Here is a 13,685-nt window from a genome sequence, read left to right as displayed (position 1 = left end):
CTAACAACTTTTAAAGCATTGAAATGGAAAGCAAATCACCTTCTTTCATTAATGGCGTAACGGCATCAACCATTAACCTATCTCCGTTTTTGAATTTAGTCAAATCGGAAACAGCTAGTACAACCACTTCTCCTTTACTAGGCAAAACTGTTCCGAAAGTACCACCCTTTGCGACTACTTCTGTCACCCTAAACAAGTAGAACTTTTTTGTTTCACTTTGCTCTTTCAAATCAATTATTTCGCCCATTAAACGAACAGCCGATTTCGGAATACTATTTTGAGTAGCCATAATTACGCCATTTTCATTTACTGGAAATTTCTGTGCGGATTTACATCCCACAAAAACAGCCAAAGAAACTGCTATAAGAACTACCTTGATTGCTTTAGCCACCATAGGAATAGATTAGATAAGCGAATATACAATTAATAGACTTGATTGAACCAAGGACAAATCGTTATGAATGAATTACGTTTTACTGCTTCACTCCCCTAACCATCTCCTTTTTTCCCGGAGGGCCTTTTAGGGTTTCCACCGTCAGACCTAAAGCAGCCAAATCTCTTTTAAACTGCCCCCTTGCGCAATAAGTAACCAAAACGGCTCCTTCGGCCATTAGGTCAGCCGTTTTCTCCAACACGTCATAGTCCCACATTTCAGCCTGTTTGCTTGGGGCAAATGCATCGTAATAAACTAGGTCAAAGTCTTTTTCCGACTGAAAGTCTTGGAGTTTAGACTGCGTTTTAAAAAACGTGAAATTGTCGGTAAGCTGATGTTCCTGCTCCCATTCTGCCTCGTGCAAATGCTTAAGATCTGCTTGATTTACCGAACCATTAATAAGCTCGTGATAATTCAGTTGTGTGTAAATGTCGGCAGCCAACGGAATCGGCTCCAAAGTGCTATATGTTATTTTCTGCTCGTGAGATTTAGCCCAATCCAGTGTTAAAAGCGCATTTAACCCTGTGCCAAAGCCAACTTCCAATATAGAAATGGACTCTCTTCCTTGTTCAGAATGAAAATCTAAACCGTGTTGAATAAAAACGTACTGAGACTCGGTAATAGCGCCATGCGTTGAATGATAGGTTTCATTCAAATCTTTGCGATAAAGCGACTGCGAACCATCACTGGTCTCTATAATGCGGATATCAGGCATGCTTTTGAATTAGCACCGTAGCATAAGCAGCCACACCTTCCTCTTTGCCTACAAAACCTAGTTTTTCGGTTGTTGTAGCTTTTATAGAAAGGTCTTCTTCATCAATTCCCATTACTTCCGCCAGGCAAGTTTTCATAGCCGGAATGTGAGGATTAACCTTAGGCTGCTGCAAGCAAATGGTAGAGTCTATGTTACCGATTTCAAAACCTCTCTCGGTTATTAGCTTTACCACGTCTTTCAACAAAATCTTGCTATCTATACCCTTGTATTTTGGGTCTTTATCCGAAAAATGAAAGCCAATATCACGCAAGTTGGCAGCGCCTAAAAGTGCATCACAAATCACATGAATGAGCACATCAGCATCGGAATGGCCAACCGCTCCATGCGTATGTGGCACCTTAATTCCGCCAAGCCAAAAATCTTCTCCTGCTTCTAATTTGTGTACATCGTAGCCGAAACCTACTCTTATCTTCATGATTACTTTTGCTTTGCGTGATACCTCAATACTGAGGCATTCGTTTTTCTAATTACTTCTTTGGCTACTGCTCTAATATCTTCTATCGAAACTGCACGAATTTTAGCAGCTTCTTGGTTAGCCAAGTCAGCATCGCCCAACATTTCGGCATAAGCTAAATTCATTGCCCTATTCAACAATTCCATTTCAGAAAAAACCTGCGTAGACTCCGCTTTGTTTTTAACCTTCTCAAGTTCTTCAGCAGTAATTCGCTCGTCCATAAAGTCGTCCAACACTTTCCAAACAGCTCCTTCCGCCTGTGCGAGGTTAAATTCGCTATTTACTTTTCCGTGAATAGTGAGCAAACCAGGATCGATAGAACCAGTAACATAAGCACTTATGGAGCTAAAAACTTTATCCTCGTCAACCAAGCGCTTATACAACCTACTCGACTTCCCTCTTCCCAAAATATCGCTCAGCAAGTCAGTAGCATGATAAGCTTTATCATTTCTACCACACATATGGAAAGTCATATAGAGAGAATCTAGCGGAACATCCTCCTCCACATCTAAGCTACGGTACTCCTCCTGCCTAGGCTCTTTCGGCAATGCACGCGTTTCAATTTCTCTTGCAGGAATTGGCCCAAACCATTTTTCGGCCAACGCCTTAACCTGGTCAACCGTAACATCTCCACCTACTACCAAAATCGCGTTATTCGGCACATACCAGTTAAAGAAGAAGTCCTTAACATCTTCCATAGTAGCCTCTTCAATGTGGGCTATTTCTTTACCAATGGTATTCCATTTGTATGGGTGCTTTTGGTAAGCCAGCGGCCTTAGCTTAAGCCATGCATCGCCATAAGGCTGATTTAAGTAACGCTGCTTAAACTCTTCTATCACCACCGATCGCTGCACCTCCAGCACTTCTGGATCGAAAGAAAGGCTCAACATTCTGTCAGACTCTAGCCAAAAGGCTGTTTCTATGTTGGCAGAAGGCAACGTGATGTAGTAGTTGGTTATATCGTTTGAAGTAAAGGCGTTGTTATCTCCACCTACCTTCTGCAACGGTTCGTCATAAGAAGGTATGTGTTTTGAACCGCCAAACATCAAATGCTCAAAAAGGTGAGCAAAGCCCGTTTTCTCTTCGTTTTCATCTCTCGCTCCTACCTGATAGAGTAAATTAACAACAGCTATTGGAGCTGAGTGATCTTCGTGAACGATCACTTTTAGGCCATTGTCTAGTACAAATCTCTCGAATTCCACCATATGCTTATGGAGCGCTAAATTAAAAATTATGCCCTTTAATTTCTGACTTTGTGGCTTTACTTTATTTTTGCTCGATACCTATGGCACAAATACATGCGTTTTAACAAAACCGGATACTCAAACGAAGACCTATTATTCCTTTATGAGCAGATTCTTCGCCCTCGAATGATTGAGGAAAAAATGCTCATTCTCCTACGACAAGGCAAAATTTCAAAATGGTTTTCTGGCATTGGACAAGAAGCTGTTTCAGTTGGTGCGGTAAACGCCCTAAATAGCGATGAATACATTTTACCAATGCACCGAAACCTAGGCGTTTTCACGGGTAGAAATATTCCTTACGCCAGACTATTCGCACAATTTCAGGGTAAACTAAGTGGCTTTACCAAAGGCAGGGACAGGTCTTTCCATTTTGGTTCGGCAGAGCATAATATAGTGGGCATGATCTCTCACCTTGGCCCACAAATGGCGCTAGCCGATGGCATTGCCTTAGCGCATAAGTTAAAGCAAGCAGAAAAGGCAACACTGGTTTTCACCGGAGATGGCGCTAGTTCAGAAGGTGATTTTCACGAAGCCCTCAACGTAGCAGCGGTTTGGGATTTACCCGTAATATTTGTGATAGAAAACAACGGATATGGCCTTTCAACCCCAAGTAGCGAGCAATTCAGATTTAAACAGTTTACCGACAAAGGGCCGGGCTATGGCATAGAGGCCATACAAATTGATGGCAACAACTTGTTAGAGGTACACCGCACCATTAAAGATGCTGTTGAAAAGGTAAGAAAGGAACCTAGACCAATCATAATCGAAGCACTCACTTTTAGAATGCGAGGGCATGAAGAAGCCAGCGGCACCAAATACGTACCCAAAGCTTTAATGAACAAATGGGCAAAAAAAGACCCCGTTGAGAATTACGAAGCCTACTTACTTAAACAGGGCGTATTAAATGAAGAATTGATTCAAGAAATTCGTACCAAGGTTAAAGCAGATATTGAACAGGGACTAGAAACTGCCTACAGCGAAAATATTCCAACAGCAAATACACAAATCGAAACGAAAGACCTCTTTGCACCATTTAAACAAGAGGTGGTTGTACCTAAAAGCCAGACTGTTTCTGAAAAGCGTTTTGTTGATGCTATTTCAGACGGCTTGAAGCAAAGCATGGAACGCTACCCCAACTTGGTTTTAATGGGGCAAGACATTGCTGACTATGGCGGTGTTTTCAAAATCACCGAAGGGTTTATTAATGAATTTGGCAAAGACCGAGTACGCAACACTCCACTCTGTGAATCGGCCATTATCGGTACCGCATTGGGGCTTTGTATTAATGGCTACAAGGCCATGGTAGAAATGCAGTTTGCAGACTTTGTGACTTGCGGCTTTAACCAAATTGTAAACAACCTGGCCAAAATACATTATCGCTGGGGGCAAAATGCCGATGTGGTAGTGCGCATGCCTACTGGTGCTGGAGTTGGTGCTGGGCCATTCCACTCACAATCGAACGAGGCTTGGTTTTTCCATGTACCTGGTTTAAAGATTGTTTACCCTTCGAGTGCAAAAGATGCAAAAGGACTTTTAAACGCAGCTTTAGAAGACCCTAACCCTTATTTATTCTTCGAGCACAAAGCACTCTATCGTTCGCATACGCAAGAAATTCCAGACGACTATTACACTACGGAAGTAGGTAAGGCCGCCTTGGCCAGCGAAGGAAACGACCTGACTATAGTAACTTATGGTATGGGCGTGCATTGGGCACTAGAAGCAATTTCTCAATTAGAAGGTATTACTGCCGACATCGTAGATTTAAGAACCTTGCTACCTTGGGACAAAGAAGCCGTTAAGGAATCGGTAAGTAAAACAAACAAAGTTCTTATACTGCACGAAGACACACTTACAGGCGGTATAGGTGCTGAAATAGCCGCTTGGATATCGGAAAATTGTTTCGAAGTGTTGGATGCCCCGGTAATGCGTGAGGCAAGTTTGGACACTCCGGTACCTTTTACAAAAACGCTGGAAGAAAACTTTCTACCTCAAAAAAGGCTTCTTGAAAAATTGAAATCACTAAGCGAATACTAGTATGTTCGGATGGAAGAAAAAGCAAGCTGAAAAAGCCGAAACAGCTTCGGTTGAATGGAAGCGACTCACAGCAATTGAGCAACTCGAAGCGCTAAAGCAAGAAAGTCATGAAAAACCAGTGCTTATTTATAAGCACAGCACTCGTTGTGGCATTTCCGGAATGACTTTGAGCCGCTTAGAGCGCAGCTGGACAGCTGACATGGGGCATATTAGCTCCTACTACCTAGACCTAATTGCATACAGAGATGTATCGAACGCTATTGTTCAGGAGTTTGGCGTGCTTCATGAGTCGCCACAAGTAATACTGCTAAAAAATGGGCGAGCGATATACGACAACTCTCACATGGGCATTTCGGCTGAAGCCATAAAACAACAGGCATAAAAAAACTCCGGCTAGCCGGAGTTTTTATTGATTCAGTACACTCGGGTCCAACAACCTTCTACCCAAATATTCGCACCGCCTAATACAGCGTAGTGAGCGGGTACCCAGCGGTGGTAGCTCCTCTGTAGCGACCAATGACCTCCAATCCACACATCTCTTCTCAACCTGCGGTCGTAGCGCCAGTGTCCGGAAACCCAAATGTGACGACCAGAAGGTCTTACCCCTCTTCGAACTACAATTCTTTTCCCTCTTCGGAAGTCGTAATCGTAGTATCTTCGAGCACTTACTGTAGTTGATCTACCGTAGTTCTTCCAACCTCTTCTTCTATCATCACGACCACGGTAAACCCTATCATTTCGGTGCCCTCTATCGTTTCTCACAGGAGTAAACTTGCCCTTCTTGCCTTTATGATCGTCTCTACGGTCTCCTCTTCTCACATCTTCCCTTCTATCCCTTCCGCGATCATCATCTCTCTTTCCTCTTTGGGCCAAAGCGTCTTGCGCCATAAAGCCAGTCAAAAGGATTCCTATAAGTAGTATACGTTTTTTCATAACCTTGTATTTAAAGCTTCCATCCAAGGTCCGGACCTATCGATTAATTGAATTCACTAGGGGTAATTCCATTACCGTGCCAAAAATGCTTCATTCACAAAACTTAGCACAAGCTTGCTCTCCATGCAATCTTTCTTCTCAGCAGAGATCTCGGCATATTTAAGAAACATAAAGGCTTAATTATCTTAAATTAGCCTCATAACACTGTGTAAATCTGCACAACAGTATTAGACATGAAAAACAAGAATAACTTTTTAACCATCACATGTTCTTTCCTTACCCTTCTTCTTTACATAGGAACTAATAACGCCTTAGCACAATCAGCCTATTCAGACTATGGCTATGCGGACAGGTATACTTTTTATGAAGAAAAATTTGACGAACCTGACGAAAGCTGGGAGACCTATTTGAGCGGAAAAAGCCAAAGTAAAATTGAATATGGCGCTTTGGTTTACACATCACTCAATGACAAGGCTCATGCAAAATACACAACGGTTGATGGCATGGATTGGAATAAAGACTGGGAGTTAGAAGTTCGTCTCAGAAGAGTCTATGGAAAAGAAACATCTTCTAGTGACATTATATGGGATAGAGAAAGTGGCAATAGTAACAATATGCATTTTGGCTTTACAGGTAATGGCAAATACAATGTATCGGAGTATGTTGATGAGTATAAAAGAATTGTTGACTTCACTTATTCTGATCATGTCAATAAAGAAGACTACAATAAACTTACTGTAAGAAAGGTACGCGCCAACTACTATTATTTCTTCAACAACCAATTCATAGGTAGCTCTGATTATAAGCAGACTAAAGGCGACTATGTCGGGTTCATGGTTCCCCCTAACTCAAAAATCGAGGTTGACTACATTCGGGTTTCCTATTTAGAGAAAAACTATAGCACTGTGAGCACTGCCGATGTAGATTATGACATTAATGGCTCCTTTCAAAAAGAAGCTGTTTATAGAGAAGACTTTGATGTTTCAAGCAGTACTTGGGAGCCCTATACGCCAGGGGAAAGAATGGGGAGAGTACACGATGGTTACCTAAACTGGATTTCGCTTAATGAAAGTGCTTATAGCATATCGCACACCTTAGACGATATGGATTGGAGCCGTGATTGGCAAATTGAAACTAGAATGATGCACCTTGATGGAAAACAAAACTCTTCGAACGATCTAACATGGAACAACAATGATGATGGGTCTTATCACTTTGGGTTTACTGCTGAAGGGAAGTATGTCCTCTCAAAACTAGAAAGCTCGGGTTACAATCCAATTGTCCCTTTTACAAGTTCTTATTTGATCAACACAGATGACTTCAACAAAATGACAATAAGGAAGATTGGTGACATCTATTACTACTTCATTAATGAAACTCTAATTTCTGCTCGCAAAGGGCATACGGTATCTAGTAATAAAATAGGCCTTATGGTGCCTCCAAACTCCACATTACAAGTAGACTACCTAGAAGTAACCTATTTAAACTCTGGAGCTAACTACAGTACTAAATCTCAAAAACAGGGCACTTCTTCACAAACACAACTAAGCAAACCAACTAGCATAAAGCAGAGGTTAGTAGGCTCTTGGTCCCTCAAAAGCAATACCGAAAACTCTAAAATCATTTTTTCAAGAAGTGGATTTGCAGAGATTATAGCTGACAACGTTTCTATAGGTGGCGCTAATACAATAGACGAAAGTACAGGGGCCGAATACAGCTTAGTTTACGAAATAGACGAAAGCCAGTCCCCCATGCATATTGATTTTATATTTATGTCTGGGGGAATGGAAATAGGTAGAATGAAAGGAATCTTTGACCTTGTCAATAACAACTCAATTAAAATCAAGGTAGCTGAATCTATTGATCAACCACGACCAGCTTCGTTAAACGAGTCAGAGACCTTTACTAGAATAAGAAGCTCAATTATTTCCCGTTAAGGCAATTACTGCTTCGTCCAAATCTCCTTAATTGGATCTCCAGCGGAACTCAAGCCACTGTGGGTCCACTTGTTTCCATTTACTTCATAATTGAATGTAAGGTCAGCCCCAACCCTATCTGGGTTTCGGGAGAAGAACTCAATATGTTCGGTGTATTTTCCATTTTCTAAGGTAACTGAGCCACCACCCGTGCCGGAAAACTGCTTGGTTTCAGGGTTGAAGGCAGCCCACTGAAAGCGGCTACCGGTTATCATTTTAATGGTTTTACGTGCACCAAGTTGCGTGGCCTGCATTTCTCCATTACGCATTCTGTCCGTAATTCTCCATGAGCCAGCCAAATCGCCCACTCCCGGGTCTACTCTGCTAAAAACAACCGTATTACCATCAAATTTCATGGTAACCTTATTGCCTTTTAATTCCGCTACCATTTCGGTCTTCTTGCCAACTTCAGCAGCACTCCATGTATTAAACTCTGTAGTATAGTTAATTCGGTTTGCGATAATCTCAATCATGCCTCCTTGAGAACCAACAAACTCCTTTTTATCAACATCAAATTCAGTATAAAAAGCATAGGGCGATTGAATAGTGAGCACCGCACGATGGGGCAATTCCGCTCCGTTTAAGGTCTCCAGTTCCCAAGCACCTTCCAGTGCATTTGCAGGTTTTTTGTTTATTATATTGAAAGAAGTTGACAAGCCAAACAGCATAAGGCTTACCAAAAGTGTAGTGATTTTTTCCATAGTGTCGAGTTTAAAACATTAATTTACAGATTATTAGTCTGATTTAGAACACATTTAAACGCCATATAAAGTACCTTTGTAAGGAAGTTTGAAGTTCTTCATCAATTTTACCGTCAAGTATTTGATAATAATTCAAATAGACCTATCTTTGCATCCCAATTAGAAAAAGCGTAGTAATTTTATATAGATGGCAAATCATAAGTCAGCATTAAAAAGAATCAGATCAAACGAGGCAAAACGTTTGAGAAACAGATATCAGCACAAGACTACTCGTACCTTTATCAAGAGATTGAGAAACACGAGTGATAAGACTGAAGCGCAAGAGCTTTTAAAGAAAGTAACCAGCATGATTGACAAGCTGGCTAAGAAAAATATTATCCACAAAAACAAGGCCTCTAACAACAAGTCTAAATTGACTAAGCTTGTTAATAGCCTTTAATATTTACGGAGCAAAATAATTGGGAAGCCAAGTCGTACGACTTGGCTTTTTTCTTGCCCTGTAAATACTAGTCGCATAAATTCATTATCTTCTCCATTCAATTACACACAATTATGGAGAAGGGATTGAAAATTCTGAGTTGGGCAGAAGAAGACCGCCCACGCGAAAAACTACTACTAAAAGGCAGAACCAATCTTTCCGATGCCGAACTAATCGCCATACTCATTGGCTCTGGCTCATCAGAACTGAGTGCGGTGGAACTCTCCAAAAAAATTCTTTCCAGCGTTGGTAACAACCTAAATGCACTTGCCAAACTAAGTGTAAAAGACCTCACTCAATTCAAAGGAATTGGCGAAGCGAAAGCCATTGCGATAGTGAGCGCCCTAGAAATAGGCAGAAGAAGAAACCAAAGCGCACCCGTTGAACGCGTTAAAATCACCGGCTCAAAAACTGCCTACGACCTTATACGCCCCGACTTGATCGATCAACCGATAGAACAATTTTGGGTATTGATGCTTGCCAGAAACAACACGGTGCTTCACAAAAGATGTGTTTCTACTGGTGGAGTATCCGGAACAGTGGCGGACCCAAAAATCATTTTCAAAAAAGCGCTCGAAGATCTTGCCAGCGGAGTAATTCTAATCCACAACCACCCTAGCGGTAACCTTAAACCCAGCCAAGCCGACATAAAGTTGACAAACAAACTGAGTGAGGCCGGCAAATTGCTCGAAATTCCTGTAATCGACCACATCATTTTTACCGAACACGGCTATTACAGCTTTGCAGACGAAGGAATGCTTTAGCTTCCCCCTATTATTTACTCCTCCGAACTTCTTTTTTCAACATCTCAAGCTTAATTTCGCCTTGGATTTCAAGGCATAAGGAATGAAGCGGAGTACAATTTTCGGAATTCTAGTAGTAGCCCTTATTGGGGTTACAATTCTCAACTTTCTAACCATTGGCGAGAGCACGGAAGATTACATAGAAAGGATTGAAACCAACCGTAAAGACAGAAACGGCCAAATGCTCTCCTCTTCCTCCCCACTTAAAGAAGAAGACAAACAAAGTTTTACCGGCCTGAACTACTACCCAGTTGACGAAAAGTACAAAGTGACTGCCAAGCTGGAAATGCTCGGAGCTCGCCAACCAATTTTTATAGAATCTACAACTGGCGAACAACTAAAATACATTCCCTTTGCCTACGCCACATTTACATTAGAAGGAAAACCTCAAAAGCTACTGCTCTACCAAGACTGGGAAGAAACCGACCCAAACAGGCTATCGCTTATGTTTGCAGACGAAACTAGTGCGGACGAAACTTACGGTGGCGGCCGCTACCTCGATGTAACCTACCGTAACACAAATTCAGTAGTTATCGATTTTAATACGGCATACAATCCCTACTGCCATTTTAACGATGAGTATAGCTGCCCTATTCCCCCACGCGAAAACCTAATGAACATTCCTGTAAGCGCTGGAGAAAAGCTATATAAAACCGAACACTAAGTTATTTCAATCAGCAAAAAGCTTATTTTTGCCGAATGCCAAATGGTAAGAACACCAATTATGGCATTTTATAATATCATGTAGCATCAACGGTACATTATTGGTGTATCGAATCGACTTTTAAGTCAACAATACAAGTATGAAAATCTCTCTTAACTGGCTAAAAGATTACATCGCAATAGATAAGTCTCCTGAAGAAATCTCGGCTCTACTTACTCAAACCGGGCTAGAGGTAGAAGGAGTTGAAGAAGTTGAATCTGTGAAAGGCGGCTTAAAGGGCCTGGTAATTGGAGAGGTTTTAACCTGCGAAAAGCACCCAAATGCCGATAAACTTTCGGTTACCACGGTAGACATTGGCACAGGCGAACCATCACCAATTGTTTGTGGGGCTCCAAATGTGGCCGCAGGACAAAAAGTTGTAGTGGCTACAGTTGGCGCTACACTCTACCCAAGCGAAGGCGAGGCTTTTACCATTAAGAAAGCAAAAATTCGTGGCGAGGCATCACAAGGAATGATTTGTGCCGAAGACGAGATTGGCTTAGGCAAATCGCACGATGGTATTTTGGTGCTAGACACCGACATGCCAAACGGTACGCCTGCAGCCGAATACTTTAACCTTACTTCCGATTTTGTTTTCGAGATTGGCCTAACACCAAACCGAGCAGATGGTGCTTCTCATTTTGGAACAGCAAGAGATTTAAAGGCTGTTTTAGGCATTGAAACCACTTTGCCTTCGGTAGAAGATTTTAAGGTTGACAACACGGATAAAACCATTAAGGTAACCGTAGAAAATACAGAGGCATGCCCTCGCTATACCTCCATTAGCATTTCTGATGTAACCGTAACCGATTCTCCGGAATGGCTACAAACTCGCTTAAAGGCCATTGGAATAAACCCTACCAACAATGTGGTTGACGTAACTAACTATGTGTTGCACAGTCTTGGTCAGCCCATGCACGCATTCGATGCAGATGTGGCCGGTAACTATGTTATAGTGAAAAACCTGCCTGAGGGCACCAAATTCACTACGCTAGACGAAAAAGAACGCAAACTGGCTGCTACCGACCTAATGATTTGCAACGAGCAAGAAGCCATGTGCATTGGTGGCGTTTTTGGCGGAATAAAGTCGGGGGTTACAGAAAAAACCAAGCATGTATTTCTAGAAGTTGCCTACTTCTCACCAGACAGCATTAGAAAATCAGCACAACAGCATCAGCTTAAAACCGATGCCTCTTTCCGTTACGAACGTGGTACCGACCCGAACATGACAGTTTATGCGCTTAAGTATGCTGCCATGCTCATTAAGCAAATCGCTGGTGGGCAAATAAGCTCAGAAATAGACGATATTTACCCTAACCCAATCGGCAACTTTGAAGTGCCTGTAATTTACAAGCACATCGACCGACTGATTGGCAAGGCAATAGGCAAGGAAAGAATTCACGAAATACTGAATGGCCTAGATATAACCATCGAAAAGGAAAACGAAGAAGGTTTTACAGCCATTGTGCCTCCTTACAGAGTTGATGTTCAGCGTGAAGCCGATGTAATTGAAGAGGTTTTAAGGATTTACGGTTACAACAACATTGCGTTAGAAGATCACTTGAGTTCAACCTTCCTTTCGGCATTTCCGAAAAAAGACAATGACTCTTTGCAGCTTGAAGTAAGCCGTGTGCTTGCCGGTAGCGGATATAATGAAATCATCACTAACTCGCTTACTAAAAAGCAATACGCAGCCGAAACTGAGTGCATTAATGAGTCGGAAGACGTTGACATTCTAAACTCGCTAAGCGAAGACCTGAATGTAATGCGTCAAACTTTGGTTTTTCATGGTTTAGAGGTGATCAGCCGAAACGTTAAGCGTAAGCAAACAGACTTAAAGCTTTACGAATTCGGTAAAACCTACCACCTAATTGACGGCAAATACAAGGAAAGAGAAAGACTAGCAATCTTTTTAACAGGCAGCACTAATAGCGAGCATTGGCAAAACAAAGGCCGTGCGGTAGCGTACCACGATTTAGCACAAACCATTAGCCAATTACTAAACAAATTCGGTATTGCGCAATATGACTCCACCGAAATTAAGGACGATATATTCAGCTATGGCCTTGAAATTTCCGTAAGAAAGAAACCATTGGTTCGCTTAGGCAAGATTTCCAAAAAAGCCGGAAGCCTTGCTGATGTGAGTCAGCCAGTGTTTTATGCCGATATCGATTGGGCATTTTTGCGCAAGATTTATCCATTAAACCCTGAGTTCGAACCACTTTCAAAATTCCCTGAAGTGAAAAGAGACTTGTCTTTGGTTATTGACAAAAAGACAAATTTTGAGGACATTAGGAAAGTAACCTTCAAACTAGAACGTCAGCTTATTACAAGAATGAACGTTTTCGATGTTTACGAAGGAGACAAAATAGAAGAAGGCAAGAAAGCATATGCCATGAGTTTTTACCTTCAAGACCAAGAAAAAACCCTAACAGACAAGGTGATTGACAAAACCATGACCCGACTGATGAAAGGTTTTGAAAGAGAACTAGGCGCCATAATAAGAAAGTAATGAGTCAAGCTTCAATTGAATCGAAACTGCAGGGTTTACAGAAAAATCTGCAAAAATTAATTACAACATATACCGCTCAAACAGCGCTTGTCGATCAATTGAAATCTGATAACCAGAACCTTAAAGCAGAAGTTGAAGAACTAAGGGCTAAAGTCACTGATTTTCAAAATCAGGACAAAATGGCTAAACTTGTAAAGAATACATCGGTAGAGAAAGAAGAATCTATCGAGCTTAAACATAGATTAAACGAGTATATAAAAGAGATAGATAGGTGTATCGCTCATTTGAGCTAACCTTTTAGATAAATGGATCTTCTCTCAATCAAAATAAAAATAGCTGACCGTGAGTACCCTATGAAGGTAAAACCTGAAGAGGAAGCACGGGTACGCAGCGCAGGCAAGTTTATTAACGATAGGCTAAAGTCTTATCGTGAGAAATTTGGTATAGACGATAAAGAAGATCTTTTGGCAATGGTAGCTTTCGACTGCATGGTGGCAAAGCTCAAAAGTGAAGAAGAAAGCACTGCAATCGATAGCACAGCCGAATCTCAAATAGACGCAATCAACAAAATGTTGAACAGCGCACTCTCGTAATCTTAATTTAAGCTCTCATATAGCGCTCCTTTCCTGCCCTAATTAT

At 41.6% G+C, this 13,685-nt stretch carries 15 protein-coding genes; 9 read left to right on the top strand and 6 right to left on the bottom strand.

Annotated features, from left to right (window positions below):
- Positions 1 to 10 precede the first annotated feature (10 nt).
- The 4 genes from BMW98_RS06965 to BMW98_RS06950 all read right to left on the bottom strand — a co-directional run bounded on the left by BMW98_RS06965 (position 11) and on the right by BMW98_RS06950 (position 2,867).
- On the bottom strand, positions 11 to 394 hold the full coding sequence (locus BMW98_RS06965; protein WP_090257784.1) for a hypothetical protein: 384 nt from the start codon (positions 392 to 394) through the stop codon (positions 11 to 13).
- Positions 395 to 473: 79 nt separating this feature from the next.
- A complete protein-coding gene (mnmC2, locus tag BMW98_RS06960) occupies positions 474 to 1,148 on the bottom strand; it encodes a tRNA (5-methylaminomethyl-2-thiouridine)(34)-methyltransferase MnmC2 (RefSeq protein WP_090257783.1) in 675 nt (224 codons plus the stop codon).
- Complete coding sequence (gene ispF, locus BMW98_RS06955) at positions 1,141 to 1,623, bottom strand: 2-C-methyl-D-erythritol 2,4-cyclodiphosphate synthase (RefSeq protein ID WP_170836509.1); 483 nt, start codon at positions 1,621 to 1,623, stop codon at positions 1,141 to 1,143. Before ispF ends, mnmC2 begins: the two co-directional genes overlap by 8 nt.
- A gap of 2 nt (positions 1,624 to 1,625) precedes the next feature.
- A complete protein-coding gene (locus BMW98_RS06950) occupies positions 1,626 to 2,867 on the bottom strand; it encodes a M16 family metallopeptidase (protein WP_090257781.1) in 1,242 nt (413 codons plus the stop codon).
- A gap of 93 nt (positions 2,868 to 2,960) precedes the next feature.
- Here BMW98_RS06950 and BMW98_RS06945 point away from each other — a divergent pair, with 93 nt between their 5' ends.
- Positions 2,961 to 4,940 carry an alpha-ketoacid dehydrogenase subunit alpha/beta gene (locus tag BMW98_RS06945; protein WP_090257780.1) on the top strand — a complete coding sequence of 660 codons (1,980 nt, stop codon included), beginning with the start codon at positions 2,961 to 2,963 and terminating at the stop codon, positions 4,938 to 4,940.
- A 1-nt stretch (position 4,941) separates the two neighbouring features.
- Positions 4,942 to 5,322: a bacillithiol system redox-active protein YtxJ gene (gene ytxJ / locus BMW98_RS06940; protein WP_090257779.1), complete on the top strand. Its 381-nt coding sequence runs from the start codon at positions 4,942 to 4,944 to the stop codon at positions 5,320 to 5,322.
- 32 nt (positions 5,323 to 5,354) lie between these two features.
- Here the strand turns inward: ytxJ and BMW98_RS06935 are convergent, their stop codons facing one another.
- Entirely contained in the window at positions 5,355 to 5,873 is a 519-nt protein-coding gene (locus BMW98_RS06935; RefSeq protein ID WP_121505237.1) for a YXWGXW repeat-containing protein, read from the bottom strand.
- Between the two features lie 233 nt (positions 5,874 to 6,106).
- Between BMW98_RS06935 and BMW98_RS06930 the strand changes: the two genes are divergently transcribed.
- Entirely contained in the window at positions 6,107 to 7,810 is a 1,704-nt protein-coding gene (locus BMW98_RS06930; RefSeq protein WP_090257777.1) for a hypothetical protein, read from the top strand.
- A 5-nt stretch (positions 7,811 to 7,815) separates the two neighbouring features.
- Here BMW98_RS06930 and BMW98_RS06925 read toward each other — a convergent pair whose 3' ends face one another.
- Positions 7,816 to 8,550, bottom strand: a complete 735-nt coding sequence (locus BMW98_RS06925; protein ID WP_090257776.1) for a hypothetical protein — start codon at positions 8,548 to 8,550, stop codon at positions 7,816 to 7,818.
- Positions 8,551 to 8,737: 187 nt separating this feature from the next.
- On the opposite strand from BMW98_RS06925, the gene rpsT reads away from it, so the two are divergent.
- The 6 genes from rpsT (at position 8,738) to BMW98_RS06895 (ending at position 13,639) form a co-directional block, all read left to right on the top strand.
- Positions 8,738 to 8,989 carry a 30S ribosomal protein S20 gene (gene rpsT, locus BMW98_RS06920; protein ID WP_090257775.1) on the top strand — a complete coding sequence of 84 codons (252 nt, stop codon included), beginning with the start codon at positions 8,738 to 8,740 and terminating at the stop codon, positions 8,987 to 8,989.
- A gap of 113 nt (positions 8,990 to 9,102) precedes the next feature.
- Positions 9,103 to 9,792, top strand: coding sequence for a RadC family protein (gene radC, locus BMW98_RS06915; RefSeq protein ID WP_090257774.1), 690 nt, complete (start codon positions 9,103 to 9,105; stop codon positions 9,790 to 9,792).
- A gap of 82 nt (positions 9,793 to 9,874) precedes the next feature.
- On the top strand, positions 9,875 to 10,495 hold the full coding sequence (locus BMW98_RS06910; protein WP_090257773.1) for a DUF1684 domain-containing protein: 621 nt from the start codon (positions 9,875 to 9,877) through the stop codon (positions 10,493 to 10,495).
- 139 nt (positions 10,496 to 10,634) lie between these two features.
- Positions 10,635 to 13,046, top strand: coding sequence for a phenylalanine--tRNA ligase subunit beta (gene pheT, locus BMW98_RS06905; protein WP_090257772.1), 2,412 nt, complete (start codon positions 10,635 to 10,637; stop codon positions 13,044 to 13,046).
- Entirely contained in the window at positions 13,046 to 13,339 is a 294-nt protein-coding gene (locus tag BMW98_RS06900) for a hypothetical protein (protein ID WP_245733505.1), read from the top strand. The genes pheT and BMW98_RS06900 overlap by 1 nt, the downstream gene beginning before the upstream one ends.
- Before the next feature lie 12 nt (positions 13,340 to 13,351).
- A complete protein-coding gene (locus tag BMW98_RS06895; RefSeq protein WP_090257771.1) occupies positions 13,352 to 13,639 on the top strand; it encodes a cell division protein ZapA in 288 nt (95 codons plus the stop codon).
- Positions 13,640 to 13,685 lie beyond the last annotated feature (46 nt).

Origin of the sequence: Roseivirga pacifica, assembly GCF_900111145.1 — a bacterium.
Lineage (GTDB): Bacteria > Bacteroidota > Bacteroidia > Cytophagales > Cyclobacteriaceae > Roseivirga > Roseivirga pacifica.
Note: the sequence above shows the minus strand (reverse complement) of the source record. Positions and strands in the feature narration are given on the sequence as shown.

Excerpts from the sequence above, each read along its gene's own strand:
- pheT (WP_090257772.1), top strand. The coding sequence starts at position 10,635 with ATGAAAATCTCTCTTAACTGGCTAAAAGATTACATCGCAATAGATAAG.
- BMW98_RS06965 (WP_090257784.1), bottom strand. The coding sequence starts at position 394 with ATGGTGGCTAAAGCAATCAAGGTAGTTCTTATAGCAGTTTCTTTGGCT.
- rpsT (WP_090257775.1), top strand. The coding sequence starts at position 8,738 with ATGGCAAATCATAAGTCAGCATTAAAAAGAATCAGATCAAACGAGGCA.
- BMW98_RS06935 (WP_121505237.1), bottom strand. The coding sequence starts at position 5,873 with ATGAAAAAACGTATACTACTTATAGGAATCCTTTTGACTGGCTTTATG.
- radC (WP_090257774.1), top strand. The coding sequence starts at position 9,103 with ATGGAGAAGGGATTGAAAATTCTGAGTTGGGCAGAAGAAGACCGCCCA.
- BMW98_RS06950 (WP_090257781.1), bottom strand. The coding sequence starts at position 2,867 with ATGGTGGAATTCGAGAGATTTGTACTAGACAATGGCCTAAAAGTGATC.
- BMW98_RS06910 (WP_090257773.1), top strand. The coding sequence starts at position 9,875 with ATGAAGCGGAGTACAATTTTCGGAATTCTAGTAGTAGCCCTTATTGGG.
- ytxJ (WP_090257779.1), top strand. The coding sequence starts at position 4,942 with ATGTTCGGATGGAAGAAAAAGCAAGCTGAAAAAGCCGAAACAGCTTCG.
- BMW98_RS06895 (WP_090257771.1), top strand. The coding sequence starts at position 13,352 with ATGGATCTTCTCTCAATCAAAATAAAAATAGCTGACCGTGAGTACCCT.
- mnmC2 (WP_090257783.1), bottom strand. The coding sequence starts at position 1,148 with ATGCCTGATATCCGCATTATAGAGACCAGTGATGGTTCGCAGTCGCTT.
- BMW98_RS06930 (WP_090257777.1), top strand. The coding sequence starts at position 6,107 with ATGAAAAACAAGAATAACTTTTTAACCATCACATGTTCTTTCCTTACC.
- BMW98_RS06900 (WP_245733505.1), top strand. The coding sequence starts at position 13,046 with ATGAGTCAAGCTTCAATTGAATCGAAACTGCAGGGTTTACAGAAAAAT.
- ispF (WP_170836509.1), bottom strand. The coding sequence starts at position 1,623 with ATGAAGATAAGAGTAGGTTTCGGCTACGATGTACACAAATTAGAAGCA.
- BMW98_RS06945 (WP_090257780.1), top strand. The coding sequence starts at position 2,961 with ATGCGTTTTAACAAAACCGGATACTCAAACGAAGACCTATTATTCCTT.
- BMW98_RS06925 (WP_090257776.1), bottom strand. The coding sequence starts at position 8,550 with ATGGAAAAAATCACTACACTTTTGGTAAGCCTTATGCTGTTTGGCTTG.